The 26496-nt window shown below is 45.0% G+C and carries 24 protein-coding genes and 1 tRNA gene; 13 read left to right on the forward strand and 12 right to left on the reverse strand.

Translation table 11 applies throughout. The features are described 5' to 3' along the window. Nucleotides 1–64 precede the first annotated feature (64 nt). Nucleotides 65–475: a hypothetical protein gene (locus BLT07_RS19340; RefSeq protein WP_175455377.1), complete on the forward strand. Its 411-nt coding sequence runs from the start codon at nt 65–67 to the stop codon at nt 473–475. Nucleotides 476–506: 31 nt separating this feature from the next. On the opposite strand, the gene BLT07_RS19345 is transcribed toward BLT07_RS19340, so the two are convergent. The 5 genes from BLT07_RS19345 to BLT07_RS19365 all read right to left on the reverse strand — a co-directional run bounded on the left by BLT07_RS19345 (nt 507) and on the right by BLT07_RS19365 (nt 5732). Then, nucleotides 507–1781 (reverse strand): serine hydrolase domain-containing protein, encoded by a 1275-nt coding sequence (locus BLT07_RS19345; RefSeq protein WP_091873975.1) that lies wholly within the window; start codon nt 1779–1781, stop codon nt 507–509. Nucleotides 1782–2092: 311 nt separating this feature from the next. After that, nucleotides 2093–3373: a glutamate-1-semialdehyde 2,1-aminomutase gene (gene hemL / locus BLT07_RS19350; RefSeq protein WP_091873977.1), complete on the reverse strand. Its 1281-nt coding sequence runs from the start codon at nt 3371–3373 to the stop codon at nt 2093–2095. A gap of 88 nt (nt 3374–3461) precedes the next feature. Further along, entirely contained in the window at nt 3462–4316 is an 855-nt protein-coding gene (locus BLT07_RS19355; RefSeq protein ID WP_091873980.1) for a glucosaminidase domain-containing protein, read from the reverse strand. Continuing rightward, a complete protein-coding gene (locus BLT07_RS19360; RefSeq protein ID WP_091873982.1) occupies nt 4313–5224 on the reverse strand; it encodes a 1-aminocyclopropane-1-carboxylate deaminase/D-cysteine desulfhydrase in 912 nt (303 codons plus the stop codon). The genes BLT07_RS19355 and BLT07_RS19360 overlap by 4 nt, the downstream gene beginning before the upstream one ends. Nucleotides 5225–5408: 184 nt before the next feature. Further along, complete coding sequence (locus tag BLT07_RS19365) at nt 5409–5732, reverse strand: hypothetical protein (RefSeq protein ID WP_091873984.1); 324 nt, start codon at nt 5730–5732, stop codon at nt 5409–5411. Nucleotides 5733–5955: 223 nt separating this feature from the next. Here BLT07_RS19365 and BLT07_RS21135 point away from each other — a divergent pair, with 223 nt between their 5' ends. The 4 genes from BLT07_RS21135 (at nt 5956) to BLT07_RS19380 (ending at nt 10190) form a co-directional block, all read left to right on the forward strand. After that, a complete protein-coding gene (locus BLT07_RS21135) occupies nt 5956–6114 on the forward strand; it encodes a C1orf53 family protein (protein WP_175455378.1) in 159 nt (52 codons plus the stop codon). A 77-nt stretch (nt 6115–6191) separates the two neighbouring features. Continuing rightward, the gene (locus BLT07_RS19370) at nt 6192–6755 is read left to right on the forward strand and encodes a DUF4136 domain-containing protein (protein WP_091873987.1); all 564 of its coding nucleotides are present in this window, start codon (nt 6192–6194) and stop codon (nt 6753–6755) included. 309 nt (nt 6756–7064) lie between these two features. Further along, nucleotides 7065–8816, forward strand: coding sequence for an aromatic amino acid hydroxylase (locus tag BLT07_RS19375; RefSeq protein WP_091873989.1), 1752 nt, complete (start codon nt 7065–7067; stop codon nt 8814–8816). Nucleotides 8817–8915: 99 nt separating this feature from the next. Continuing rightward, nucleotides 8916–10190, forward strand: coding sequence for an alpha/beta hydrolase family protein (locus BLT07_RS19380; protein ID WP_245726613.1), 1275 nt, complete (start codon nt 8916–8918; stop codon nt 10188–10190). Nucleotides 10191–10257: 67 nt separating this feature from the next. On the opposite strand, the gene BLT07_RS19385 is transcribed toward BLT07_RS19380, so the two are convergent. From BLT07_RS19385 to alaS, 3 genes are all read right to left on the reverse strand, one after another. After that, nucleotides 10258–10890, reverse strand: a complete 633-nt coding sequence (locus BLT07_RS19385) for a DUF4230 domain-containing protein (protein ID WP_091873991.1) — start codon at nt 10888–10890, stop codon at nt 10258–10260. A gap of 9 nt (nt 10891–10899) precedes the next feature. Next, nucleotides 10900–11880: a GSCFA domain-containing protein gene (locus tag BLT07_RS19390; RefSeq protein ID WP_091873993.1), complete on the reverse strand. Its 981-nt coding sequence runs from the start codon at nt 11878–11880 to the stop codon at nt 10900–10902. A 67-nt stretch (nt 11881–11947) separates the two neighbouring features. Continuing rightward, nucleotides 11948–14560 carry an alanine--tRNA ligase gene (gene alaS, locus BLT07_RS19395; protein WP_091873995.1) on the reverse strand — a complete coding sequence of 871 codons (2613 nt, stop codon included), beginning with the start codon at nt 14558–14560 and terminating at the stop codon, nt 11948–11950. A 261-nt stretch (nt 14561–14821) separates the two neighbouring features. Here alaS and BLT07_RS19400 point away from each other — a divergent pair, with 261 nt between their 5' ends. The 5 genes from BLT07_RS19400 (at nt 14822) to BLT07_RS19420 (ending at nt 18381) form a co-directional block, all read left to right on the forward strand. Then, a complete protein-coding gene (locus BLT07_RS19400; RefSeq protein WP_091873997.1) occupies nt 14822–15799 on the forward strand; it encodes a M23 family metallopeptidase in 978 nt (325 codons plus the stop codon). A 162-nt stretch (nt 15800–15961) separates the two neighbouring features. Beyond that, complete coding sequence (locus BLT07_RS19405) at nt 15962–16291, forward strand: MerR family transcriptional regulator (RefSeq protein WP_091873999.1); 330 nt, start codon at nt 15962–15964, stop codon at nt 16289–16291. A gap of 255 nt (nt 16292–16546) precedes the next feature. Beyond that, a complete protein-coding gene (locus BLT07_RS19410; RefSeq protein ID WP_091874001.1) occupies nt 16547–17146 on the forward strand; it encodes a LemA family protein in 600 nt (199 codons plus the stop codon). A gap of 16 nt (nt 17147–17162) precedes the next feature. Next, nucleotides 17163–17600 (forward strand): TPM domain-containing protein, encoded by a 438-nt coding sequence (locus BLT07_RS19415; protein WP_091874003.1) that lies wholly within the window; start codon nt 17163–17165, stop codon nt 17598–17600. After that, a complete protein-coding gene (locus BLT07_RS19420) occupies nt 17581–18381 on the forward strand; it encodes a TPM domain-containing protein (RefSeq protein WP_091874005.1) in 801 nt (266 codons plus the stop codon). The genes BLT07_RS19415 and BLT07_RS19420 overlap by 20 nt, the downstream gene beginning before the upstream one ends. A 1-nt stretch (nt 18382) precedes the next feature. Here BLT07_RS19420 and BLT07_RS19425 read toward each other — a convergent pair whose 3' ends face one another. The 4 genes from BLT07_RS19425 to BLT07_RS19440 all read right to left on the reverse strand — a co-directional run bounded on the left by BLT07_RS19425 (nt 18383) and on the right by BLT07_RS19440 (nt 24970). Beyond that, the gene (locus tag BLT07_RS19425; protein WP_091874008.1) at nt 18383–21139 is read right to left on the reverse strand and encodes an outer membrane beta-barrel protein; all 2757 of its coding nucleotides are present in this window, start codon (nt 21137–21139) and stop codon (nt 18383–18385) included. A 92-nt stretch (nt 21140–21231) separates the two neighbouring features. Then, nucleotides 21232–22536: a ribosome biogenesis GTPase Der gene (gene der, locus BLT07_RS19430; protein ID WP_091874010.1), complete on the reverse strand. Its 1305-nt coding sequence runs from the start codon at nt 22534–22536 to the stop codon at nt 21232–21234. A 198-nt stretch (nt 22537–22734) separates the two neighbouring features. Further along, a complete protein-coding gene (gene era / locus BLT07_RS19435; RefSeq protein ID WP_091874012.1) occupies nt 22735–23619 on the reverse strand; it encodes a GTPase Era in 885 nt (294 codons plus the stop codon). Next, nucleotides 23606–24970, reverse strand: a complete 1365-nt coding sequence (locus BLT07_RS19440; protein WP_091874015.1) for an alanine/glycine:cation symporter family protein — start codon at nt 24968–24970, stop codon at nt 23606–23608. The genes era and BLT07_RS19440 overlap by 14 nt, the downstream gene beginning before the upstream one ends. A gap of 191 nt (nt 24971–25161) precedes the next feature. On the opposite strand from BLT07_RS19440, the gene BLT07_RS19445 reads away from it, so the two are divergent. From BLT07_RS19445 to BLT07_RS19455, 3 genes are all read left to right on the forward strand, one after another. Next, nucleotides 25162–25234 (forward strand) — tRNA-Met (locus BLT07_RS19445). A 544-nt stretch (nt 25235–25778) separates the two neighbouring features. Next, nucleotides 25779–25925, forward strand: coding sequence for a tyrosine-type recombinase/integrase (locus BLT07_RS21590; protein WP_262503272.1), 147 nt, complete (start codon nt 25779–25781; stop codon nt 25923–25925). 117 nt (nt 25926–26042) lie between these two features. Further along, nucleotides 26043–26342, forward strand: a complete 300-nt coding sequence (locus BLT07_RS19455; protein WP_091874017.1) for an HNH endonuclease — start codon at nt 26043–26045, stop codon at nt 26340–26342. Nucleotides 26343–26496: the final 154 nt, after the last annotated feature.

A 26496-nucleotide genomic window follows, 5' to 3' on the forward strand; every position in this document is an offset into this window, starting at 1 on the left:
TCGATTCCGGACGAACCAGACCTACTTATTGAACGAAAGCACGGACCTACTCCGTGCTTTTTTTATGGGTTTAAACCTAATGACCCCTGACCAAACGGCCACCCTAAGGACCAAAAAAATGACCTTGGCCCTAGACCTGACCGAGGTCCAGCAAAAGCAAATTCAAACCCTGAATTTGGAAAACGCCAAGACCCGGGAATCCTCAATGGAAAAGCGTAAATCGATTAAAGAAAATGGGGAATCAAAAAAGCCCACTCCGGAGGAGCGCTACGCGATGAAAAACGAGCGATTGGATCGAATGATTGCCCAAAAGGCTGAAATGAAGGACATACTTTCGACAGAGCAGTATGGAAAATGGGAGAAGATGGTACAACGAAGAGGGAAGCACCGAAATGGGATGAAAGACGGGGGGAATATGGCGCAGTGGAAAGGGAAGCACCGAAAAGGGATGAACGAAATACATGGCATCCGCTAGGATCCCAACAAAACCAAATCGTCCTTAGTGTTCAAAGGATTTTCGAAACGTCTTTCCCGTAAATACCCTCCACAATTTCGTACAAATCTGGAATTACGGTTCGAGCCAAGCCCGAATTACTGTTCAAAAGCACACATATTCCTAAATCCGCTTCGGGGTAGACCGCGATTTCGTTCCTGAAATGGTTCACACTTCCCCCATGGTGCCACATCGTTTTTTCTGCATCCGTATCCGCTTCGGAAAATTTGTGGATACGCCATCCGAAGCCATAATACGAACGTAGGTGTCCGGGCCAACGTTGGTAATATTTGTTGTGCTCGTTCAGCGCGATAAACGGCTTGAAAGCTTCTCCCAAGGCGGCCTTGTCCATTATTTCGGGATTGTGCCCCAGCAAAAACCGCATCCATTTGGCCATATCGCCCGCACTGGCATTGATGCCTCCGGCCGCAATGGCGTTGTGATAGCTATCCGTTAATTTTGTGCTTCTCCATCCCCCTCGCGTTCGCACATGGGGCAGGGCAATATCGGGACTATGGGAGAGCGTTTCGTAATCCGTTGTAGTGGAACACATTTCCAAGGGATTAAAAAATCGATGCTGTAAGGCTTCCGAGATATTCTCACCGGTCACTTTCCGCATCATTTCACCGCATAAAGAAAACATGGCATTTTGATAACTGTAGAGTGCGCCCGGTTCGCTAATTGGTTTAACATCCTTAAAGTGTGCGGCAATTTCCCTTAACGGTACGCCGGCATCGACAAGATTGGTAAAACTGTGGTATGGGGTACCCGAGGTGTGGGAAAGAATATGGGCTAAAGTGATTTTATCGGTGTTCTCTTTGTCGCCTAACTGAAAGCCTGGAATAAAATCTTTGACTTTATCGCTCCAATGCAATTTGCCCTCATCTTCAAGTTCCGCTGCCAAAACGCCGGCGAAGCCTTTGGACAAAGATCCCAGCCTAAAAATGGTCGCTCCATCGACTTTATCCTTTCCGCCGCTTTTTCTTTTCCCAAAACCCTCTGAAAGCACTATGGAATCCCCCCTTACAATGCTTACCCCGGCTCCTACAATATCCCCGGATGCCACCGCTGTATTAAAATAGGCTGTCAAAGCTGATTTCAAAGCCTGCCTGTTTTTGTTGTACAACAGTATTTCTTGGGGATCTGCCACGATCTCCACAGTTTTTGTGGCCTCGATCAAAGCCTTGGGTTCAGGCTTGGCTTTGGATGTATTGCCGCAAAAGATGACCAGCATAAAAAACAGAGGAATGGCGATAAGGGCAACTATTAAAATTTTAAAGGGCCGCATGGATAGTATTTTACTCGGTGTTCAAAGTTGAGGGTTGAAAATAGGATTAATTATTCGTATAACAAACTCAACGTATAATTATCTTTAATATTTTATTACTTCCTTATAATTCAACATTTTGTAACCGAACTCATTTAGAGGTATTGTTTGGAACGGGGAATATCGGCTTTTGAAGTCAGATGAAGTCATTTTTTAACGGCATAGCAGGGCTAGGTTTTCAAAAATGAGGAAATTGGAACTCAAAATGTGATATTCGTAGGTAAAAGAAAAAGACTATATGAGTTCGTCTTAAAATAGCAAGGAAAATTAGTCTAAAACTCGAGAGCATCCAAGGCCGCTATGGTCTCGTCTAAATCGTCATAGCTCAGCGCATCGTTCAAGAAATAGCTCTCGAATGCACTGGGCGGTAAGTAAATTCCTTTGTCCAACATCCCATGGAAATATTTTATGAAAGTATCGTTATTGCCTTTTACGGACGTTTCAAAATCGATTACGGGTGTATCGGTAAAATGCACCGAAATCATGCTGCCGAAACGATTGATCTGATAAGGGACGCTTTTATTCTTCAATACGGAATCAAAGCCCTTATGCAGGTATTCCGTCTTTTTCGCCAGATTTTCGAACACCTCGGGGCGTTCGTTCAGCTCGGTCAGCATGGCAAGTCCCGCCGCCATCGCTAAGGGATTTCCACTTAGAGTTCCCGCTTGGTACACGGGGCCTTCCGGCGCCAGATGTGCCATGATTTCGGAGCTTGCCGCAAAGGCACCGACGGGCAATCCGCCGCCTATGACCTTGCCGAAACAAACAATATCGGCATCGATACCCAATGCTTCCTGTGCGCCGCCCTTGCCCAATCGGAATCCCGTCATGACCTCATCGAACAGCAATACTATATTCTCCTGCGTACAAATCTCGCGCAGGCCCTTTATAAATTCATCCGTAGGCACGATACAACCCATATTACCGGCGACCGGTTCTATGATAATGGTAGCGATCTCACCCTCGTTGGCGGCGACCAGTTGGCGGACGCTTTCCAAATCATTGTATTTCGCCAGCAAGGTATCCTTCGCCGTACCTTGGGTCACACCGGGACTGTTGGGACTTCCAAAAGTAACCGCCCCACTCCCCGCTTGTATCAGAAATGAATCGGAGTGGCCGTGGTAGCAGCCGGCAAACTTAATAATCTTATCCTTGCCAGTAAATCCCCGCGCCAAACGTACCGCGCTCATACAGGCCTCGGTACCGCTGTTTACAAAACGGATTTTATCGATATTCGGTACCATCGAAACCGCCAATTTTGCGATTTCGGTCTCGATTTCCGTAGGCATGCCGAACGAAGTGCCGTCTTTGGCCTTGTCGATTACCGCGTCGATTACCGGTGCGTAGGCATGGCCCAAAATCAGCGGACCCCACGAAGCGATATAATCGATCAAACGGTTGTCATCCTCATCATAAAGATAGGCCCCTTTGGCCCTTTTTACAAAAATCGGATCCCCCCCGACCGCTTTAAAGGCGCGGACGGGAGAATTGACACCTCCGGGAATATATTTTTGGGCCTCGGCGAAGAGGGCGCTGCTTCTTTTGTAGAACATAATTTTTGAGTTTAAAAATGAAGTTTTTCCGCTTCTATTAGTACCGCCTTGTATGTTTTTGTTGACGGGTCGTCGATTCAGACGGCAATTACTTATTAAAACTTTCAGTCTTCACGGTAAGTTCTTGCCCGACGGCCAGGTTATTGTCGTACAGGTAATTCCAACGTTTTAGATCGTTGACGGAAACGGCGTACCGCTTCGAAAGGGAATACAGGGTATCGCCCTCTTGAACGATATAGCTGGCATATTGTGGCCTTGCAATGGCGACCTGTGTTTTTTCGCCCTTGCCATATCCGGCATCGGCTACGGCCATATCGTATTTATGCAGGTTGTGCCTCTCGATAAGGGCAATCAACTTCTGTGGATAGTGCCTGTCCGTGGCATAACCGGCCTTTCGTAGTCCCTTGGCCCATTCCTTATAATCGTCGTTCGGCAGGTCGAAGAGAAAAGCGTAGCGTGAGCGGCCGGTCAAGAAGATACTATGGTCGCGATAGGAATACATCGGGTGGTTGTACTTACGGAAACATTCTCCCTTTTCGTCATCGTCGTGATGGTCGTAGTCGCCCTGCCAGCCGGTATGACATTTGATACCAAAATGGTTGTTGGTCTTCCGAGCCAACTCTCCATTTCCGATGCCACTTTCCAACAATCCTTGCGCTAATGTAATACTGGCGGGTATGCCGTAGGCCTTCATTTCCATCTGTGCAATTTCAGAAAAGGTCGCTATGTATTCTTCGGGCGAACCTATATCGAAGCTAAGAAATTCCCCGGTATCCTCGGGCATTACGTACAGGCCGTCATCCACTTTTTCAATTTCATGGGCGACCGTAATTTCCTTGGGTTTTTCAGGACGGGGAGCCGTAACGGAGGTCACGGTCTTTTTGGATTTGCATCCCCCAAAAAAAATTCCTGCAACGAGTAGAAATACAATTTTTCGAATCATACGCTGAATGTGGGTAGATTTTTCTTTTTCAATAGGATGTTCATTCCCGCTATACCTTGCAGCCCTCCCGTGTGAATGGCCAAAATTTTGGTCTTCGGAAGAAAATAATCCTGTTGGACAAGGTCTAGAATTCCAAATACCATTTTCCCGGTGTATACCGGATCAAGGGGAATCTGGGTCTTTCGTTTAAAATCGTTTACGAAATCGATCAGTTCCGCGGTTACCTTGGCATAGCCCCCGAAATGATACTTGGTAATCAACTCCCAATGCTCTTTCGTGACAAAATTACGAATATCTTCGCTTAAAAAATCGCCTTTCAGGGCAGGAAAACCCAAAACGCGCTGATTTTCAAGCGATGAATTTATAATACCGGCCAATGTGCCGCCCGTTCCAACGGCACAGCAGATGACGTCGAAATCGGTATCCGCGGGCGTTAAGATTTCTTCGCATCCCTTCACTGCCAGGGCATTCGTACCGCCTTCGGGCAAGAAATAACAGGCACCAAATTCACATTGTAATTTTTTTAAATAGGATGGATTTTCCTTATCGCCATAGTCATCCCTAGAAATAAATTTTAACCGCATCCCGTGTTCGGATGCCAATAACAAGGTCGGATTCGCTTTCCATTTATCGGATAGTTCATCCCCCCGGATAATCCCGATAGTCTTAAAACCATTTAAATTTCCGGCATAGGCCGTAGCCACGATATGGTTTGAATAGGCACCCCCAAACGTTAGGAGGGTATCGAAACCTAATTTTTTGGCTTGGAAAAGATTGTACTTTAGCTTCCTGAATTTATTTCCTGATAGTAGCGGATGGAGGAGGTCTTCCCTTTTTATAAAGAGGGATACTTGTTTCTCGTTAAGTAGGGGCAGAATTATTTCTTGGTTTACCGTATTTTCTTCCATAACCGGTCTTGGTTACACAAAGATAGGATTCTTCGATTATTTTTTGAAGTTCGTAATAAGGCAATTGGCGTCGTCCCCTTCATTTCAATCCCATTAGCACAGAGAAAGTTTGCTGACCGGGACATAGTGGCATGCATGAATCAAGACCGGGCAGAGATCATCTCGGAATGGACAAGGCTTTCCCTCAAAAATAGCTCAAAAACCCAAAAGCCTTCCTATCATCCGGATAATCAAGATTCTTTTCGTTGGCATAGGCTTCCCGTTCAAAACTGATGTTTTGATAGGCTTTGTAACTATCCAAATAAAGCAAAGTCCGTAAAAGCCATTCGGAAATATAGAGGACGTAAAAGAAAACGATCAACAATTCTTGCTGCTGCTTCAAATGTATTTTTTCGTGGTTGATCAGCACAATATCGTCTTTCAGGTCATCATTTTTCAAGATGATAAAGGGCCATAGGGAGAGGCCGACGTAATTTTTGTAGAAAAAATGTTTGAATATCACTATCATAGTCCAGCTTTTAAACGAACACCTCTAAAGTTAATTGTTGCAGGGGCCGTATAATCGATAACCTGAATAGGTTGCCAACAATTGTACCGAATCGTTAGAACACGGGAAAAGCCTATAAAATGTATGTTTTATTATTACTTTTGGGCGTTTATCAACATATAGTAGTAACTTTAGGTATTGGAAATTTATCTAGATAGACTAGAAATAGCGGTTAACCCGACCCATGAAGAAGATAATTCCCATTGAAGATGGTGATTTTTACCTATCGGAAGAAGGTTACAAGGTTTTTACCTCAACCTTTCATTTGAAACGTGGCTATTGTTGTGAAAGTAGCTGTAGGCATTGCCCGTACGACTATGATCCCAGAACGAACCGACGATAGCAGCCCTGTCGTTCGGCATGATTTTTGAGCTATACCTATTGGATATAAAACGGTTTGAACTCCAAATAAAAATAACTATGAAAACACTAAAAATACTAGTAGCACCCATGCTGATGGTTCTCTTTTTAAGTTCATGCGCTTCGGTGCAGGTACTTTCGGATTACGATAAAGAGGCTAATTTCAACGCGTACAAAACCTACGCCTTTTACAAAACGGGCATAGATAAGGTACAGATTTCGGATCTTGATAAAAAACGGATTCTTAGGGCAATCGAGGCGGAAATGTCCAAAAGGGGCTTTACAAAATCGGAAAATCCTGATTTATTGGTCAGTATTTTTACCAAAGAAAAGGAACAGGTCGACATCTATAATAACTATTGGGGCGGCTTCGGATACGGATGGGGCTGGAACCCCTACTATTGGGGCCCTGGCTATGGAGGTGGTGCCTATGCGAACACTCGCACCGAAGGCTCGCTTTATATCGATTTGATCGATGCCGGTAGCAAAGAGCTGGTCTGGCAGGGCAAAGGTGTTGGCAATTTGGGCAACATCAATAATATCGAAAAGAAAGAGGCGCGCATACGTGAGTTCGTCTCGCAGATTTTGATGCAGTATCCACCGAATCAGGTGGCGGTGAAGTAGGGATTGCACTTTTTATTGGAAGGATATCACATTGACCGAATGAATTGACCCGCTATTTTTTAATGGCGGGTTTTTTTGTAGTTGCCACTAACAAAAGTTGTCATATCGAACATTGCAAAATATCTAGCGGAATTTTTCGGAAAGTAGATTGGGCAGCTACCTGCCAAAAACTTTCTACAGGGAAGTAGCCCATCATAATACCAGGAACAGTCCACAAGATTCTTCCTTCTTCAGAATGACAATTCGGCTATGTTTCGCTTCCTAGGGTCATCTTCGTTTTTTGTAACTTTACATGAATTCTAAATCACCATGCCCTATAAAAGCAACCCCGTTCTCGACAAGCTGCCGAAACATCTGCAGCAGTACATCAAGCCCCAGAATTATGAGGGGTATTCGGCCATTGACCAGGCCGTATGGCGGTATGTGATGCGGAAAAATGTGGATTATCTAAGTAAGGTCGCCCACGCATCCTATTCGACCGGACTGAAAAAAACGGGTATTTCAATTGACCATATTCCGAATATGTATGGCATGAACCGTATTCTCAAGGAAATCGGGTGGGCCGCCGTTGCGGTAGACGGCTTTATTCCCCCTTCCGCCTTTATGGAATTTCAGGCCTACAACGTGCTGGTCATCGCTTCCGACATTCGCCAAATCGATCATATCGAATATACCCCCGCCCCAGATATCATTCATGAAGGCGCCGGCCACGCCCCGATTATCGCCAACCCGGAATATGCCGAATACCTGCGCCGGTTCGGGGAGATCGGCTGCAAAGCCATTTCCAACGCTAAAGATTTTGAGCTATACGAAGCGGTGCGGCATCTATCTATCATCAAAGAGGCCGCGGGTACACCACAAGAAGAAATCGATACCGCGCAAAAGCACATCGAACAAGTGCAACAGAACATGGGCGAACCCAGCGAAATCGCCCTGATCCGCAACCTGCATTGGTGGACAGTCGAATACGGACTCATAGGCACGCCCGAACATCCGAAAATCTATGGTGCAGGCTTGCTTTCCTCAATAGGCGAAAGTGCCTGGTGCATGAAGGAAAAGGTTAAAAAAGTGCCCTATTCCATCGAAGCGGCCTATGCCTCCTTCGATATTACCCAGCCGCAGCCCCAACTTTTTGTAACACCCGATTTTGCTTTTCTGAATCAAGTACTTGAAGATTTTGCAGATACCATGGCACTGCGCATTGGTGGATTATCGGGACTTCAAAAACTGATTGCCTCCAAGGAACTCGGCAGCATCGAGCTAAGTACGGGCCTACAGATATCCGGTAGTTTCGATGGAATCATCGCGCACGAGGGCCGACCTATCTATTTTCAGACCAAAGGACCCACTGCACTTTCCTATCGTGAAAAAGAACTGGTCGGCCATAGTACCGACAAACATGCCACCGGTTTCGGATCGCCTATCGGAAAGCTCAAGGGCATCAACTTGGCGATCGAAAATATGGCACCCCGCGATTTGAAAGCCTATAACATATATGAGGGACAAACGGTTACTTTGGAATTCGAAGGCGACATAACCGTCTCCGGTGAAATCATAACGGGAACCCGGAACCTCAACGGAGCCATTATCTTGGTGACCTTCAAAAACTGCAAGGTGGCCCATAAGAACAAAACGCTCTATGAATCGAAAGACGGTACTTACAGCATGGCCGTTGGCGAAAAAATAGTTTCCGCCTTTAACGGCCCCGCCGATGTCAACAGCTTTGATCGTATCACGCACGAGATTTCGTCGATGACCATCAAAACCGACACCTCGGAGCAGCAGTCCCAACTAGAAAAATATTATGAACAAATACGTCATTTTCGGGAAGGCAAAAACACGACCATTTCACGGCACAAGGTTTTCGACGCGCTAAAAAAGGACTATCCGAACGACTGGCTGTTGTCTGTCGAACTATACGAGCTGGCCGTAACCAATGGGGACAGTGACTTTGCCGGAGAAATCGTCATGCATTTGGAAAATATCAAACGCCATCATCCCAAAGTCGGACATTTGATCGATGATGGGATGGCGTTGGTTGCGGGGAGTTTTGTGGTTTAGAGGTTTAGAGGTTTAGAGGTTTAGAGGTTTAGAGGTTTAGAGGTTTAGAGGTTTAGAGGTTTAGAGAAAAAATATTTAATTCTTCACACAAATTTTGACATGAAAACATTTTTAGTTTATCTTCTTATTTCATATCCTTTAAGCATGGCCATGGCACAATTCGAACCCAACTATGATGAGCGCCAAGTCCCCGAATTCAAGATTCCCGATCCTTTGACCACTTTTGATGGGAAGAAAATAACTGCCACTTCGGAATGGGAAAATACGCGCCGACCCGAGTTATATCAATTCTTCGAAGAACAGGTCTATGGCAAAGTCCCCGGAAAACTAGATAGCTTGTCCTTTAACATGGTCGAGACTTCCGATGATGCTTTGAACGGCAAGGCCCAACGCAAACAGGTCGAGGTCAGCTTATTCAAAAACGGGAAGTCCCTCGACTTCAATATCCTCCTCTATCTGCCAAAATCACGGAAACCTGCCCCTATTTTTCTTGGATATAATTTCTACGGAAACCATAGCATAACCGATGATCCAAACGTAATCGTATCCAAAGCTTGGGCAATGGATAGTGAGGAATTCGGCATTAGCGGGCATACCCTTACCGAGGCATCAAGGGGCGTTCGCGTTCATCGCTGGGCGCTAGAAAAGATTATCGACGGCGGTTTCGGACTGGCCACCATCTATTATGGCGAGGTCGATCCCGACAAAAACGATTTTTCGGACGGATTGCATAGCTTGTTCTATATGGAGAGCCAAGAAATTCCTAAAAAAGACGAATGGGGTAGCATTGCCGCATGGGCTTTCGGCATGAGTCGCGCCCTAGACTATTTGGAAACGGACCCTGACATCGATGCATCCCATGTAGTTTCTTTCGGTCATTCCCGCTTGGGGAAGGCCGCGTTATGGGCGGGTGCCAGTGATACTCGTTTTGCCGGGGTAATCAGTAACGATTCCGGATGCGGTGGGGCGGCCCTATCCAAACGCCAAGTTGGGGAGACGGTTGGCCGTATCAACACCAGTTTTCCGCATTGGTTCTGCGACAATTTTACCGAATATAACGAAAACGAAGAAGCGCTTCCTGTAGATCAGCATGAATTACTGGCCTTGATTGCGCCAAGACCCCTTTACGTCGCCAGTGCCGAAGACGATCAATGGGCGGATCCCAGAGGGGAATTTCTATCGGCCCATTATGCCACATCCGTTTATGATCTATATGGTACAAAGGGAATCTCCGATACTAAAATGCCAGAGGTCAATTCCCCCGTGCAAAATACGTTGGCCTATCACATTCGTACCGGCAAACATGATGTTACCGAGTATGATTGGGAGCAATATATTGACTGGGCGAAAAGGTTTGTTGCGGTGAAACCTTGATGAAATTCTGAAATAGGTTAAAACTTCGGCAATCGCTTTGAGAATAGTCGGAACGTACGGCGCATCGCTAATCCATCAAGAAAAAATCCTGCAGATCATTCAAATCCCCTAAACCCTGTTCCACGGTTTTACCATCATACTCCAGCGTCCACCCCATTGAATTGGTCAGGATATAGAATTTCTGCAGTTCGCTGAGCAAACGGTTTTCGGCGTTTTTTTTTAGGGAAGATTGGTTGACCTTCTTCATCAATGAAACATTTACATTTTTCTTGATTTTGTTGTAATCGGAAGCATCGAACATATTCAAGTAATCGGAAGTCACATCGTAATACTCGAAATCGGGACTGATTTTGATTTCGGGTTCGGGAATACTTTTTATCCGTAAGGTTTTGGCTTTTTCATCGACCTCAAAATCGATTTTTGACAGGTCATAGGCCACGGTCACATCGGCATTTACGACGACCAATGCCTTTTTCTTCGCCGAGACTAAAGGGCCGAAAACCGATTTGGAATCCTTATAATTATAGACTTCGGCAAAATGGCCCTCCGTTACGATCAGTTTGGATACGTTATCTATCTGCTGTTGGATCAGCATGGAGTTTTCCTGAAGGATGGATTTTTTTTCCTTGTCATCGGAACACGAACGGATAACGAACACCGCCGCCAAAGTAATGAGTACGCCTATCAGGATTTTTTTCATGACATCAAGTTACGATAGAAATTGGGATTGGGACAACTCCATAAACGGATACACCTTCCGAACCGCGGTGATTTTGGTTTCCAATCCTTCCCGAAATTTCCGATGTTGCTCCGAACCGGGGTTGAAAGGTCGATGTTGCAATCCCTTTTGAATTGCATCGACCTTCTCCATCGTCGAATGCGCTTCTTCCGAGATCCAGACCAGTTTGAATTTTTCCCAGATATAATCGATGGCGAGTTGGTTGGGGTGCATCATGTCGCGCTCGTAAAAACGGTAGTCGCGGAGTTCGTCCATCATCAGCTCATAGGAAGGAAAATACCCGTCGGCTTCGCCCGGAGTGCCATTTGTACTACGAATTTTATGCACTGCGGAAATCAAATGTGCTTTGCTCCGCTGGTTTTCGATAAAACCATCTTTTAAATGACGTACAGGGGACACGGTGAAAATAAATTGGAGTTCGTTATTGATGGATCGGGCGTGTTTTAGCGTTCTTTCCAAACTGTTAGTGATTTCATCTATGGAAAGTAATTCCTTCGAAAACTCCCCTTGGGGCACTTTATGGCAATTGGCAACGAAATTTCCGGATGCCGAGTGGCGGTATGCCCAAGCCGTACCCAATGTAATGATGATATGGGATGCAGTTTGAAGTTGTGAAAGTGTGGCTTCTAGACCATCGTTCAGCTTCTTTAGCAAGTTTTCTTTGGAGGGGTCGCTCAATGACGAATGCGCGTCAAAGCAATGCCAGCGTTCATTGAGGAGGAAAATATCCGATTCGGAATAGGATTTATTTTGGAGGGCCCTTGCCAGCAATTTTTCTATCGCCAACGGTTGAAAAAGGATGCCGAAGGGGTTTTGGAGGTGTCGGAACTTGAAATAATCGAGCTTTTTGCCCATGTTTTCGACGAAGCAGGAGCCTAATAGGAGTAATTGGCTGCCGTAACCGATTTGGTTTTCGGCTTTTTCTAGCGGGATTTGGGTTTGGAGCTTCATGTTTAATTTTGTTAAAGACCCACAAGGTTGCCCAACGAGGACAGCACCTTGCAGATTTCATCTTCCGTTACACCACATACCCCCTCGCCTTTTCCAAAGCTGCATCGATCCCCGCTGGATTTTTACCTCCGGCGGTTGCAAAAAACGGCTGCCCACCGCCACCGCCCTGAATGTATTTTCCGAGTTCGCGGACTATGGTTCCAGCGTTTAGATCTTTTTCCGCGACCAATTTTTTGGAGATATAACAGGATAGCAAAGCCTTTCCGTTCTGCTCGGTTCCGAACAGTAAAAAGAGATCATTACGATTGTTGCCCATTTCGAAACACAGGTCCTTGATGCCCCCAGCATCCAAATCGACTTTTTGGGCTAGAAACTGCATGCCGTTGATGTCTTCGAGTTCGTTTTGCAGCGCTGCTTTTAGGTTTTTGGCCTTGTCCTTCAAATGGCTTTCGACCTCTTTTTTCAGTTTGACATTCTCTTCCTGCATCGATTCCAAGGCTTTGATCAGGTCTTGGGGATTATTCAACTTGCTTTTGATTTCGGATAGCTTGCGGTCGTTTTCCTCATAAAAATCCTTCACCGCATCCGAGGTTATCGCTTCGATGCGACGAATGCCTGCTGCTACGGCCCCTTCGGAGCGAATCTTAAAATGCCAGATATCGGCGGTATTCTTGACATGGGTACCCCCGCAGAGCTCGATGGATTTCCCGAAACGGACGGTCCGTACCGCATCACCATATTTTTCGCCGAAAAGCGCCATGGCCCCTTGCTCCAAGGCTTTTTCCATCGGTACGCTTCTATTTTCCTCGGAAGGCAATTGTCCCGTGATACGGGCATTTACGAATTGTTCGACGGACCTTAGTTCGCCATCGGTCATTTTAGCAAAGTGTGAAAAATCGAAACGCAGGTATTTGGAATGTACCGCCGAGCCTTTCTGCTCGACATGGGTACCCAAAACTTCTCGCAGGGCCTGGTGCAACAAATGCGTCGCGGTGTGGTTGGCCTCCGTGCGCCGACGCTGGGCCGCATCTACTACGGCTTTAAAAGTTTCGTTCAGGTGCTTGGGCAGGTCCTTCGTAAAATGGACGATTTCATTGTTTTCCCTTTTGGTGTCGACAATGTAAATGACGTCACCGTTAGGCACTTCTAAATAGCCTTTATCCCCCACCTGTCCGCCGCCTTCGGGATAGAATGGGGTCAAATTGAAAACGAGTTGATACTGCTCGCCGTCTTTTTTCGATGTTATTTTTCGGTATTTGACCAATTTGACATCGGCTTCCAAAAAATCATAGCCGACAAATTCCTGTTCCGAATCTTCCAACAGCATAGTCCAGTCTTCCTTGGTGGTTTTTGAGGCGGATTTCGAACGGTCTTTCTGTTCTTGCATGGCCGTTTGAAAACCTTTTTCATCCAAAGAATATCCCTTTTCCTGTAAAATGAGGGAGGTAAGATCCACGGGGAACCCATAAGTATCGTAAAGTTCGAAAGCTTTTCTGCCATCGACCTGTTTTCCTTGTGAACCTGCGACCACCTGATCCAGCAAGGTCAGGCCCTGTTCTAAGGTATTCAAAAAGGAATGCTCTTCTTCCTTAATGACATTCTCTATCAATTGCCGCTGCTCCTTAAGTTCGGGGAAGGCATCGCCCATGGTATCGGTCAGCACATTGACCAATCGGAACATAAACGGGCCCTTCGTATCTAAAAAAGTAAAGCCGTACCGCACTGCACGGCGCAGAATCCTACGGATGACATAGCCGGCACCGGTATTGCTGGGCAACTGCCCGTCTGCAATCGAAAAAGAAACTGCGCGAATATGGTCGGAAATGACGCGAATGGCAATGTCCGTTTCGTCCTGTTTTCCGTATTTGGAATTCGTTACCTGTTCAATTTCGCGAATAATGGGCGTAAACACATCGGTGTCATAATTTGATTTCTTTCCTTGTAAAACCATACAAAGGCGCTCAAAGCCCATACCGGTATCGACGTGTTTTGCAGGAAGGTTTTCAAGTCTTCCGTCCGCTTTCCGGTTGTATTGCATAAAAACCAGGTTCCAGATTTCGACCACCTGCGGATGGTCATTATTAACTAACGAAGCCCCGGAAACCTTGGCTTTTTCAGCATCCGAACGGATATCCACATGTATTTCGGAACAGGGGCCACAGGGACCTTGATCGCCCATTTCCCAAAAATTATCCTTTTTATTGCCCAAAAGGATGCGGTCTTCGGGTACGATGGCCTTCCAAAGGTCGAAGGCCTCCTTATCCATATCTAGGCCATCTTCAGTGCTTCCCTCGAAAACGGAAACGTAGAGGCTTTCTTTATCAATTCCGAACTCCTCGGTCAGCAATTCCCATGCCCATTGGATGGCGTCCTTTTTAAAGTAATCGCCGAAACTCCAGTTGCCTAACATTTCGAACATAGTATGGTGGTAGGTATCCTTGCCGACTTCCTCTAAGTCGTTGTGTTTACCGCTGACCCTCAGACACTTCTGGGTATCGGTGACTCGCGTATTTTTCGTCACGCCAATCCCTAGAAAAAAGGCCTTAAACTGGTTCATTCCCGCATTGGTGAACAGCAGCGTCGGATCGTCTTTGATGACCATGGGTGCCGAGGCTACTATTTTGTGGCCTTTTTCCTTGAAAAAATTTAGGAATTTATCTCTAATTTCTTTTGAGTTCATTGAAATATATAAGGTTATGCAAATAGTTCCGTTTTAAAGGAAACAATTTTTATATTTGTAAGACTGCATGTAACACCGCAAAAATAGGCTATACTCATACCATTTAAAAATTCGGGAGTTTTGGGACTATTATTTTTTTCTTTGCTAAGGCAAAATTTTCAGGCATAGCCGGAGGTACCGTTTACAATTTTAACGCCGATAAAGGAAAAAAGGAAAATACAAAAACCAGAATTTCCGCATGACAGGAGAATACTAAAAATTATGTCCAAAGTAAAGTACTATTACGATCCCGATACACTTTCGTACCGAAAAATAGAGCCGAAAAAATCGCGGCGTTACCGTAATATCGCATTCTTTATTCTGGGGTCTTTTTTCTTTGGCCTACTCGCACTTATCCTTTTAATGAACACGAACCTTATCAATACGCCGCAAGAACTTTCTTTGCAGCGCGAGGTAAACAATTATGAACTACAGTTCGAACTTTTGAACCGTAAAATGGGACAGATCGAAGAGGTCCTGAACAATATCGAAGACCGTGACAACAACATTTATCGTTTATATTTTGAAGCGAATCCTATTCCCGAAGAACAGCGACGGGCCGGTTTTGGCGGTGTGAACCGCTACAAATCCCTCGAAGGCTTCAACAATTCGGAAATGGTGATTGCCACTACAAAACGGCTTGATATCATCAAAAAACAGATGGCCATTCAGTCCAAATCCCTTGACGAAATCACCGATCTGGCCGCTGAAAAGGAAAAACTGTTAATGGCCATACCCGCCATTCAGCCCGTGCGCAACGAAGACTTGAAACACATGGCATCAGGTTACGGCTGGCGCACCGATCCATTCACTAAAGCGCGTAAGATGCACCGGGGTATGGATTTCTCGGCCAAGAAGGGCACCCCGATCTATGCGACGGGAGACGGGAAAGTGAAGCGGGCAGATAATAATTCTTCCGGTTACGGCAAGCACATCCGTATCGATCATGGGTATGGGTACATGACCCTTTATGGTCACATGAGCGAATACAATGTAAAAAGGGGGCAAAAGGTTAGGCGCGGTGATTTGATCGGTTTTGTAGGTAGCACCGGTCGGTCTGAGGGACCGCACGTGCATTACGAGGTCTGGAAAGACGAGGAACGTATCAACCCCATCAACTTTTATTACGGCAGCTTGACCGCCAAAGAATTCGAAAATATGCTGAAACATGCCCAACAAGAGAACCAATCCTTAGACTGAGAGATTATTTTGACATATGCCGATTATTTTTTATGGCCCTTTTTGCGCCATTCTTCGTTAAAATTTTGTACCATAGCTAATGATATGCTAAAAAAGTTTGCCTAAAATAACATCAAAAATGAGCTATAAAAAATCTAATCACATACGTCAAAACAGTCTCTAATGCAAATAGAACTTCCCGACAAACGCTATTACGGTATCGGCGAGGTCGCAAAGGCCTTCGATGTCAACACTTCGCTCATTCGCTTTTGGGAAAAGGAATTCGATGCCCTAAAACCTAAGAAAAATGCGAAAGGGAACCGAAAGTTCACTCCGCAGGATATCGACAATCTGAAACTTATTTTTCATTTGGTAAAGGAACGTGGTTTTACGTTGGATGGGGCCAAGATACACCTGAAAGAAAACCGGCAGAAAACCTTGAACAACTTTGAAATTATCGATAAGCTCGAACGGGTCAAAGCGGAGCTGGTCAAGATGAAGGAACAGCTTTGAGGAAGTACGAGATACGAAATTAGAAGTGAGAAATGAGAAATGAGAAATTTAAACATTAAAAATGCATCTTACTCAGAGGAAAGTGTAACAACTTGGGGATAAAATCTACTAATGAATTAATTCAATTATAAAAACGGATCCTATGCGTGGTGTCTCTGAATCAACCCCCTTGAAAACAGACCCAATGCATGGCGTTCATTAACCAACATCCCGTACGTCAATTAAATATTGCGGCGTACAGATTAAAACAAAAACATGAAAAAAGGATTAATTGCATTGATTATTATTGGCGTTATCGCCTTCGGCCTTTACCGATGGGGCGTTGGGTTTAACAACAAGGCGGTCGAACTCGAGGCCGATGCCAAAACGGCCTGGTCGAATGTAGAAAGCTCCTATCAGCGCAGAAATGACCTGATCGGTAATCTGGTCAAGACCGTACAGGGCGCTGCCGATTTCGAGAGAGGAACCCTGACCGATGTCATCGAGGCGCGGGCCAAGGCTACTTCGACAACGATTGACGCGGGCAACTTGACGCCACAGAATATGGAGGCGTTTCAACAAGCCCAAAGCGGACTTACAGGTGCCCTAAGCAAATTGATGGTCGTCGTGGAACGCTACCCAGAACTGAAAGCGAACCAAAACTTTTTGGAATTACAATCGCAATTGGAAGGCACAGAAAATCGCATAAACGTAGCCCGTGATCGTTTTAATGAAAAAGTGAATCTTTACGACGTGCACACCAGCAAATTTCCCGGAAAACTCTTGGCGGGTATGTTCGGTTTCGAGGAAATGGCGAGGTATAGTGCCGATCCCGGCTCTCAAAATGCACCGGATGTAGATTTCGACTTTCAATGATTCCTAAATAAAATCTATGTCCAGAGTTGAGGATTTTTTGTCGAAGGAAGAAGAACAGGATATCGTACAGGCCATTCTTGAGGCCGAAAAGAACACTTCAGGGGAAATCCGTGTACATATCGAGGCACATACAAAACTGGATCATATCGACCGTGCCAAGGAAGTTTTTAAAATGCTCAAGATGGGCAATACCAAAGAAGAGAATGGCGTGCTTATCTATGTAGCGGTAAATGATAGAAAATTCTCCATTTACGGCGACCGCGGCATCGATAAGGTAGTATCCGATGATTTTTGGGATTCTACCCGCGATGCCATTCAGGCGCAATTCAAGAAAAACGACTTCAAACAGGGCATCATTGACGGTATATTAAAAGCCGGAAAAGAACTACGGACCCATTTCCCATGGCAACAGGGCGATATAAACGAACTGAGCGATGAGGTATCGAAAGGCTAGCTTTCTAGCATTATTTCTTTGTATTTGTGGATGTGTTTTCGGGCAGTTCCAAATTCCCGAAAAGCCCAAAGAAGAGACCAGTGTCTACGATTATATCGATTTGCTCCAAGACGGACAGAAGAATGCCCTAGAACAAAAGTTGATTCGTTATTCGGACAGTACTTCTACCCAAATAGTTGTTGCCATCATTAGCTCTACCGAAGGTGAAGATATCAATTACCTTGGAGCGCAATGGGGCCAAAAATGGGGTCTTGGCCAAGCGGACAAAGACAATGGTGTACTAGTGCTATTGGCTAGAAACGACCGACGAATCGCTATCAATACCGGCTATGGCACGGAAGGTAATTTGACCGATGCGATGTCTAAACGGATTATCGAGAACATTATCGTACCGCAATTCAAACAAGACAACTACTACGGCGGTTTGAACGACGGTGCCGATGCCATATTTCAGGTATTGACCGGTGAATTCAAAGAAGAACGGACGTTCAGTGATGGCGGCGGTAGCTTTCCGTTTAGATCTATCCTGCCTATTATCATTTTTTTTATTATCCTTATCATATTCTCTCGAAAAAACCGCAGGGGCGGCGGTAAGAATGGTGGAAAACGCTCGGGTGGTTTCAATATATGGGACATGATTATTCTCAGCAATATGGGCCGCAGTAGTGGTTCGGGCGGCTTTGGCGGCGGCGGGGGAAGTTTCGGTGGCGGCGGAGGCGGATTCGGCGGTGGTTTTGGCGGTGGCGGCTTTGGTGGTGGAGGGGCTTCTGGGGGATGGTAATTCAATTTCTACGAAACCGGCTACCTCGATCCTTCTTCCCGCCGAACTGATCGAACTTATAGGTAAAGCTTCCCATAAAATAACGTTGTAGTACGGTGCCCTGAAAATCCTGTATAAAATCTTCGCCGGTCGTTCTTCGCACGTTGGTATTTTGGTTTAACAGGTCGTAGGCCAATACTTTTACGATAGCCTTTTTATTAAAAATTTCAAGCCCTAGGCTCATATTCCAGAACAGGGCATCCTTTCTGAAACCTGGGCCGACGTTGCCGTTGTAGGTATATCGGATATCGTTGCCCCAGACCAGGTTTTCGGGCCAGTACGTAGTCAATCTTAGGTTGAGGTTTTGGGAGGTGTACTTTACATCCTCGATAGTATCAAGATTGTACTTGGTGCTGTTGAAGGAAATTCCGTAACCCGGTTCAAATTCCACCAATTCCCTGAAACTAAGGGTTGTGGAAAAAGAGGGTGATACATCGAAACTTTTGGCTTTCAGTTCCGTGCCGTTGGTAAAACTCACCTGTTGGCCAAAGTTAAGACCTGGCCGTAAGTTGAACGTGGCCGAAAATGTGCTGTCCTTTTTTATTTCTCTGGAATACCCAAAACCGGCGTAGCCGTTATAGTTACCGTCTACATTAGTATATCGTGTCGTTCTTAAAAGGTTTTCGTCAGTGGTCGATACGGCGGAGACCCGGTTCTTTTGAAAATCGATATTGGAATACACATAGATACCCGTTCGTTCTTTCCAATCATAATCGTCGTAGTTGAAATTGATACCGTGCTCTACGGCGGGCGAAAGATCAGGATTACCAATGACGATATTGAGGGGGTCGTTTACGTTAGGAACAGGCTGCAATTGGTTTATGGAAGGCAAATCCAACCGTTTATTATAGCGGATATAAAATCGTTTATTTTTACCTAAGCTATAGCGGAGCCGGCCCCTAAAAAGCAAATTTTCATAAGATCGGGAAAATGAAGTGTTCTGTAGGAAGTCGCGGTTGTTGAGATTTGTGAAAGCATAGGAAGCATCGAAACGTATACTCAACTTTTCCCCTCTTCGACGAATACCCATTGAAGGGGTGTGCTGTTCACTCTTAAAATTAAAATCGGAGCTTAACTCCTCGTTAAAGAGAGTGTACCCGTTGCTAGTTTGGTCAAAATCCATCACATCCTTGGTGTTGTCCCTATCGTCATTGTTGTAGGTATACCCCAAATCCAGAAACCACTTGTTTACTAGTGGCTGTCTGTATTCCATTTCCATTTCATAAGAATTTCTTTTGTTGTTTACTTCCGACCGCTGGTCTAAAAGCTGCTCTTCGGGAGTATCCCCAAAAATTTCCCGGAGGGAATTTAGGAGGGATGTGCTGTTGTTTTCTGTATTATTATTTGAAAACGACAAGCTCACAAACTTGCCGATGGTGTCGAGTTTTTTAATGATGTTGAAGCGATTGGAAAAATTCCGCTGGAAACCATCCTCGGCCCTCGTTCGATTGTTACGGTTGATCAGTTCCCCGTCATCGTTCGTCGTAGCGGATGTGTTGAAGCGCTTGGAATCTGTTCGGTTGACGCTCATTGAGGGCTCGACGGAAATTCTAAGGGTGCTATCGATATCGAACTCCAAATTGGCCGCGCCACGATTCGAATTGGTCGAACCCACAAAATTACTTTCATTTTCCGAAAAAAACCTTCGGTCGGGCAAAAGGTTCTCCCGACTGGTCTTTTGGTCGTTAAAGGAATCGCTATAGCCGAAAAAGTAATTGGCATCGATTTCAGATGCTCCCTTTTTCGCGTTGGCATAGCTGCCGCCGATATTCGAAGAGGTCGTGATACCGTTACCGAAATTATTTATCAGGCCTGACTCTCTCGCCCCATTGTAGCCGCCACGGGTATTGCCCACCATATCGTAGATCTCGTCAAATGAAAATCCGGAATTATTGATATTATTGGCACTTGCAATAAAGCTGATCCGTTCCGTGTCGTTAAAATAATTCAGTAGGCCGTTCGTTTGGTAGCGATCATCGGTGCCGTATCCGGCGGCAATTCTGCCAATATAGCCCTTGTTCTTATCCTTTTTTATGGTCAGGTTAATGGTCTTGTTTTCCCCGTCGCCTTCTTCCCCCGTAAACTCTTGGGTCTTTGTTTTGGTATCGGTGATCTGTATTTTATCGATGACCTCTTTCGGAAGGCTTTTGGTGGCTACTTTGGGATCAGTGCTAAAAAACACCTGTCCGTTGACCAACACTTTGTTGACTTCCTTACCGTTTACTGTAATTTTGCCATCGTTGTCCACTTGCACCCCGGGCAGTTTTTTCAGCACCTCCTCGACCGTGGCATCGGGCCGGGTCTTGAAAGAATCTGCATTGAACTCCATGGTGTCCTTTTTTATGACAATCGGCACCCGCTCCCCAACTAAACTGACGCCCTTTAGTTCCTGTGCCTGTTCTTCCATTGGGATATTCCCAAGCTTTACCAGGGCCTTCAAGGAGATTCTCATGGACAGGGTTTTGTATCCGTTAAAGGAAAAGAAAAGATTCAGTTCATTGAGGTCCGAGCGGTCTTCGAGTTCAAAAAAGCCGTCTTCATCGGAAATCGAATACACGACCAGGGAACTATCCCGAGGAGATTCGGCATAAATTGTCGTAGATTCTAAAGGTTGTTTGGAAAGGGCGTCGACCACGTTGCCCGTAATTTTAAAGTCTTGTGCGCTGGAATCGGAAAAAATGAAAATACAGAGTAAGAAACTTGGTAGAACTTTGTTCATGCAACAATTTTGGCACCCTAAAAATACAATAACAACTAAAGAGTTAGTTGGTTGTTAACAAAGGTTTAGGACTGCTCGATGCTTATCAAAAATTACTTCTTCCGCATAAAAATCGTAACCGGCACTCCCGTAAAATCAAAGTTCTCGCGTAGTTTGTTCTCCAAGAACCGCTTGTACGGATCCCTTACATATTGCGGCAGGTTGCAGAAGAACGCAAATTGCGGATAAGGCGTTGGCAATTGGGTGATGTACTTTATTTTTACATATTTGTCTTTGTAGGCAGGTGGCGGGGTATGCTCTATAATCGGCAGCAAGACATCGTTGAGTTTTCGGGTCTTGATTTTTTTTGATCGATTTTCGTAAACGGCGACGGCTGTCTCAATGGCTTTGTGGATGCGCTGTTTGGTCAAAGCGGAAATAAAGATAATGGGTACGTCGACAAAGGGTTCGATACTCTTTTTGATTTCCTGAATATACCCTTTCATGGTATTGGTCTCCTTATCCTCGACCAAATCCCATTTATTGACCAAGATTACGACCCCTTTATTGTTTCGCTGTGCCAACCAAAAGATATTGGCTACTTGGCCATCAAAACCTCGTTTTGCATCAAATAATATCAGGCAGACATCACTGTGCTCAATGGCCCTTACGGAACGCATAACGGAGTAAAATTCCAAATTTTCCTTTACCTTGGCCTTTCTGCGGATACCGGCCGTATCAACGAGATTGAAATCGAAGCCGAACCGATTGTATTTCGTATCCATACTATCCCGTGTAGTGCCGGCGATGTCCGTTACGATATAGCGTTCCTTACCGAGCAGCGCGTTTATAAAAGAGGATTTTCCCGCATTTGGTCTTCCGACCACGGCGAATCGGGGCAATTCGCTCCCATCCTGTTCCATTTGGGGAAGTACTTCGACAAGCGCATCCAATAATTCGCCCGTACCGCTGCCGTTGATGCTCGAAAGGGTGTAATATTCCCCTAATCCCAAGGCATAGAATTCCACGGCATCTTGGGCACGCTTGGCATTATCGACCTTATTGATGGCCAAAAAAACGGGCTTATCTACTCGGCGCAATAGTTTGGCGACATCTTCGTCCATACCGGTTACGCCGGTCTCGACATCCACCATAAAAATGATGGCATCGGCCTCATCGATGGCCAGCTCGACCTGTATATCGATTTGCTGTTCGAAGATATCGTCACTACCCACGACATAGCCTCCGGTATCGATCAGGGAGAATTCGCGACCGTTCCAGTCACTTTTTCCGTAGTGGCGATCCCGCGTAACACCGCTAATGGCATCGACAATGGCCTCACGGCGTTGGATCAATCGGTTAAAAAAGGTGGATTTGCCCACGTTCGGCCTTCCTACAATGGCAACGATAGCGCTCATGTTGTTTGTTTTTTTGGAGGTGCAAAAGTAGGCTTTATTAGTGTATACTCCGGCAAGCTTGACTACCTAATATTGAGAAGTTTAGAAGTTTCATTACCCTCTGACCTGCCTTATGAAACAACACAGATGAATGAAAAAAGCATTTATTTGAGGAAAACTTTTGTTGATAGGTGCTGACGGATGGTATAAGATACATAATCATCCATTGTATCCGAACCGCTTCAACTGCCGCGCATCGCTCCGCCAATTCTTGTTGACTTTAACGTAAAGTTCGATATGCACCTGTTTGCCAAAGAATTTTTCCAGATCTTTTCGAGCCTCTACCCCTACTCTTTTCAAGGCGCTGCCCTTATGACCGATTATAATGCCCTTTTGGGAGTCGCGCTCGACCATGATGACCGAACGCATCCGGATGATATCTTCATCCTCAAAAAATTCCTCGGTCTCGATTTCTACTGCGTATGGAATTTCCTTTTTATAATGGATCAGGATCTTCTCGCGGATGGTCTCGTTGACAAAAAACCGCTCCGGTCTGTCGGTCAACTGATCCTTCGGATAATAGGCGGGACTTTCAGGAAGCAATTCGATAATCCGTTCGAAAACATTCTTAATATTGAAATTGGTCAGTGCGGAAATGGGATGCAGCTCGACCGTCGGAAGAAGTTCTTGCCAGTATTGCGCCTGCTCCTCCAAAAGTTCCTGATCGGCGGTATCAACTTTATTGAGCAGAAGTAGCACGGGAACGGTACTGTTCTTTATCCTTTCGAAAAATCGCTCGTCCTTTAAGGCTTTCTCCCCGATTTCGACCATGTAAAGTAAAACATCGGCATCCTCAAAAGCGGACTTCACAAAATCCATCATACTCGATTGTAGCTCGTAGGCCGGTTTGATGATACCCGGGGTATCCGAAAGAATCATCTGAAAATCATCCCCATTAACAATCCCCAAAATCCGATGCCTTGTGGTCTGCGCCTTTGAGGTGATAATGGACAGTTTTTCGCCCACAAAGGCGTTCATCAAAGTGGATTTGCCCACATTGGGATTTCCGATAATATTTACGAAGCCGGCTTTATGTACGCCCATGTTTCAGTTTTAAAAAGTAGTCTTTCGCCGCCGCATTCACTTTGGGTGCCAACAAAAGTACGGCGATCATATTGGGAATTACCATCAGCGCGTATGAAAGATCAATCAGGTTCTTTACCAGTTCCAACGAAGCAACGGCCGCAAAAACAATCATGATTACAAAATACCAGTTGTAGAACTTCCCGATTTTCGGAGTGGTTAGAAAAGACAGGCATTTTACCCCATAATAGGAATAGGTGAATAAAGTGGACAACGCAAAGGCGGTCACAATAATCATCAACAAATCGTCACCCCAGCCAAAAAGAGTCGTCTCAAAAGCCGATAAGGTCATTACAATTCCGCTGGAATCTTCAAGATACGCACCGCTCAAAATAATGACGATAGCCGTAAAACTACAGACCAAAATGGTATCAATAAAAGGGCCCAACATCGCCACCAAACCCTCTTTAATGGGATTATCGGTCTTGGATTGCCCATGGTACATCGGTGCACTACCCAGACCTGCCTCGTTCGAGAACATAGCCCTACGGATACCAATAATTACCAAGCCCCAGAAACCGCCTGTCACCAAGGTCTTGAAATTCCAGGCCTCGGTAATTATCATTTTTAAGGACGGCAATATCTGCGATGAATTCAACACCATAACGATAACCACCGCAACCAAATATACCCCGACCATAAAAGGTACCAGGGCCGAGGCGACTTTGGCAATTTTGTTCAATCCCCCAAAAATTACGAAAGAGGTGATAATGGCCAGAACGATGCCGACGGTCCATTTCCAATTCATTTCGCTCATTTCGAATAAGGTGCGCGAGGGTTCGACCACGCTCATAAAAGTTTCCGTAAACTGGTTTGCGGTAAAGACGCCCAAGAATCCGAAAAGTCCGCATACCGCGAAAAAAATGGCCAGAGGTTTCGCTTTTGGCCCCAACCCTTTGGTGATGTAGAACATCGGTCCGCCCTGAAGTTTACCATCTTTATCCGTAGTTCGGAACATTATGGCCAGACTACAGGAATAAAACTTGATGCACATACCGATAAGGGCCGTGACCCAGATCCAGAACACAACCCCCGGCCCCCCGTCGTGGATGGCAATGGCCACCCCGGAAATATTGCCAAGACCCACCGTGGCCGCCACTGCCGCAGAAAGCGCCTGAAAAGAGCTTACGTCGCCCTCAGCGTTTTTGTCGTCGTATTTCCCCGCCGTAATTGCAATGGCATGGCCAAAAAAGCGGTAAGGCAAAAATTTGGAGTACACTACAAGAAAAATTCCGCCACCAATAAGCAGCAAAAACATGGGCCATTCTGTGTAAGGTAATAGGGATGCAATGAAATCGTTTATAGTCTGCATAAAATCAAAACGCCGAAGGTATGGAATTTAGGGATTTTTGACGGCCTAGCTTTTAAATAATCTTTGTGAACAAATTTGATTAACTTAAAAAACCGTCGTATATTTGTCGCCCGTTAGCGCAAATAGCGTTTTCGATTTTCTCGTCGGAGGTTATGTTCCGAAGTTGTAAAGACAGGTGAGAAGACACCCATCGCGGGGTAGAGCAGTAGGTAGCTCGTCGGGCTCATAACCCGAAGGTCGCTGGTTCGAGTCCAGTCCCCGCTACTAGCAAACAAAAGGCCTCCGAGAAATCGGGGGCCTTTTTTTATTGCAACTGTACAACATATGTACAACATTTTGAACCTTTAGAAAACCTATGAAACTTAGACCAAGGACCAAAATGCTTTAAAAGCGTTATTGCGATAAAATATTCGAGAAAAAATGTCTCCTTTTTAATTTTCTTACTAAAACATACCCAAATCAATTTACTGTTTCATCGAAGAATCTTGCCAAAACCAGTTTCCTTGAAGTAACGGAGTTTAACTTCAATCCCGTCGATTTTTTTGGTAGATTCAGACAGGTGTTGAAATTTTTTACCCTGCCCTCGTAAGAATTCACTGTTTCTTCCTTTCCCCTATCCACAAAAAAGCGCTCGATAGGGCGCTAGATTCTAAGTCGAAACTCGAATTTAATTTTTGGAGATCTTAGTCCCGTAGAAGGTTACTTACGAAATTATTAAATAGAACTGACAGGGCTATTCTAAAGCCAATTTTTAGAAGTCCCATGAAAAAGACCCTTTCGAGGGGCACTTGAGATAATTTCTTGTGTACTGCGCGATAATTTTGCGACACATTTATTAGAGTGTGGAGCCAATCTGCGTAAAATCCAAGTATTTCTAGGTCACAGATTTATTAAAACAACGGAAAATTATGCTCACTTGGCGAAAGATTCTTTTGACAACATCAACATCCATTAGATTAGCGGTGTAGACAAAATAGAAATATGCGTACTAGCTTACAATACCATCGTTGGCTTTAATGCTGAAGGACATTGCAAAATACCCAATTTTCGGTTTGAAAAAAATTACTTTTGAATGGGACTTGAAATTCTTATCTTATTAATTCTTGGCATTGGTGGATGGATTTTTAAGCAATGGAAATTTGATATCAAAAGGAAGCGTCGTCGAGATTATTATAGAAACGTTTATTTAAAATCAGACGATTGGAAACGAAAAAGATATGTAGTTCTCAAGCGAGATAATTGGAAATGTGTTTATTGTGGAAAGCGAGCAACCCAAATTCACCATAAGAGATATGCTAAAAAGAATATTGGAAAGGAACCAATAAAATGGTTAGTTTCTATTTGTAAGCCTTGTCACGGAAAAAAACATTAAAATAAAAAAGCAGAAAACGGAAATTATTGCCCAAAATGTTCAATCAAACTGCCCTAATTGGGTGTGTAAATTAAACTCTGTCCGGTTCATTTTTTCTCCATTCCAAAATTGGTCAGATCTTTTATCTGACCGGTTTTGGAATGCGACCTAGCGT

The sequence above is a fragment of the Pricia antarctica genome (genome assembly GCF_900101815.1).
Taxonomy (GTDB): Bacteria; Bacteroidota; Bacteroidia; order Flavobacteriales; family Flavobacteriaceae; genus Pricia; species Pricia antarctica.

Excerpts from the sequence above, each read along its gene's own strand:
- BLT07_RS19360 (WP_091873982.1), bottom strand. The coding sequence starts at position 5,224 with ATGGAAGAAAATACGGTAAACCAAGAAATAATTCTGCCCCTACTTAAC.
- BLT07_RS19355 (WP_091873980.1), bottom strand. The coding sequence starts at position 4,316 with ATGATTCGAAAAATTGTATTTCTACTCGTTGCAGGAATTTTTTTTGGG.
- hemL (WP_091873977.1), bottom strand. The coding sequence starts at position 3,373 with ATGTTCTACAAAAGAAGCAGCGCCCTCTTCGCCGAGGCCCAAAAATAT.
- BLT07_RS19425 (WP_091874008.1), bottom strand. The coding sequence starts at position 21,139 with ATGAACAAAGTTCTACCAAGTTTCTTACTCTGTATTTTCATTTTTTCC.
- BLT07_RS19380 (WP_245726613.1), top strand. The coding sequence starts at position 8,916 with ATGAAAACATTTTTAGTTTATCTTCTTATTTCATATCCTTTAAGCATG.
- der (WP_091874010.1), bottom strand. The coding sequence starts at position 22,536 with ATGAGCGCTATCGTTGCCATTGTAGGAAGGCCGAACGTGGGCAAATCC.
- BLT07_RS19405 (WP_091873999.1), top strand. The coding sequence starts at position 15,962 with ATGCAAATAGAACTTCCCGACAAACGCTATTACGGTATCGGCGAGGTC.
- BLT07_RS19440 (WP_091874015.1), bottom strand. The coding sequence starts at position 24,970 with ATGCAGACTATAAACGATTTCATTGCATCCCTATTACCTTACACAGAA.
- BLT07_RS19375 (WP_091873989.1), top strand. The coding sequence starts at position 7,065 with ATGCCCTATAAAAGCAACCCCGTTCTCGACAAGCTGCCGAAACATCTG.
- BLT07_RS19390 (WP_091873993.1), bottom strand. The coding sequence starts at position 11,880 with ATGAAGCTCCAAACCCAAATCCCGCTAGAAAAAGCCGAAAACCAAATC.
- BLT07_RS19370 (WP_091873987.1), top strand. The coding sequence starts at position 6,192 with ATGAAAACACTAAAAATACTAGTAGCACCCATGCTGATGGTTCTCTTT.
- BLT07_RS21135 (WP_175455378.1), top strand. The coding sequence starts at position 5,956 with ATGAAGAAGATAATTCCCATTGAAGATGGTGATTTTTACCTATCGGAA.
- BLT07_RS19400 (WP_091873997.1), top strand. The coding sequence starts at position 14,822 with ATGTCCAAAGTAAAGTACTATTACGATCCCGATACACTTTCGTACCGA.
- BLT07_RS19420 (WP_091874005.1), top strand. The coding sequence starts at position 17,581 with ATGAGGTATCGAAAGGCTAGCTTTCTAGCATTATTTCTTTGTATTTGT.
- BLT07_RS19410 (WP_091874001.1), top strand. The coding sequence starts at position 16,547 with ATGAAAAAAGGATTAATTGCATTGATTATTATTGGCGTTATCGCCTTC.
- BLT07_RS19415 (WP_091874003.1), top strand. The coding sequence starts at position 17,163 with ATGTCCAGAGTTGAGGATTTTTTGTCGAAGGAAGAAGAACAGGATATC.
- BLT07_RS19365 (WP_091873984.1), bottom strand. The coding sequence starts at position 5,732 with ATGATAGTGATATTCAAACATTTTTTCTACAAAAATTACGTCGGCCTC.
- BLT07_RS19345 (WP_091873975.1), bottom strand. The coding sequence starts at position 1,781 with ATGCGGCCCTTTAAAATTTTAATAGTTGCCCTTATCGCCATTCCTCTG.
- BLT07_RS19340 (WP_175455377.1), top strand. The coding sequence starts at position 65 with ATGGGTTTAAACCTAATGACCCCTGACCAAACGGCCACCCTAAGGACC.
- BLT07_RS19385 (WP_091873991.1), bottom strand. The coding sequence starts at position 10,890 with ATGAAAAAAATCCTGATAGGCGTACTCATTACTTTGGCGGCGGTGTTC.
- alaS (WP_091873995.1), bottom strand. The coding sequence starts at position 14,560 with ATGAACTCAAAAGAAATTAGAGATAAATTCCTAAATTTTTTCAAGGAA.
- BLT07_RS19455 (WP_091874017.1), top strand. The coding sequence starts at position 26,043 with ATGGGACTTGAAATTCTTATCTTATTAATTCTTGGCATTGGTGGATGG.
- era (WP_091874012.1), bottom strand. The coding sequence starts at position 23,619 with ATGGGCGTACATAAAGCCGGCTTCGTAAATATTATCGGAAATCCCAAT.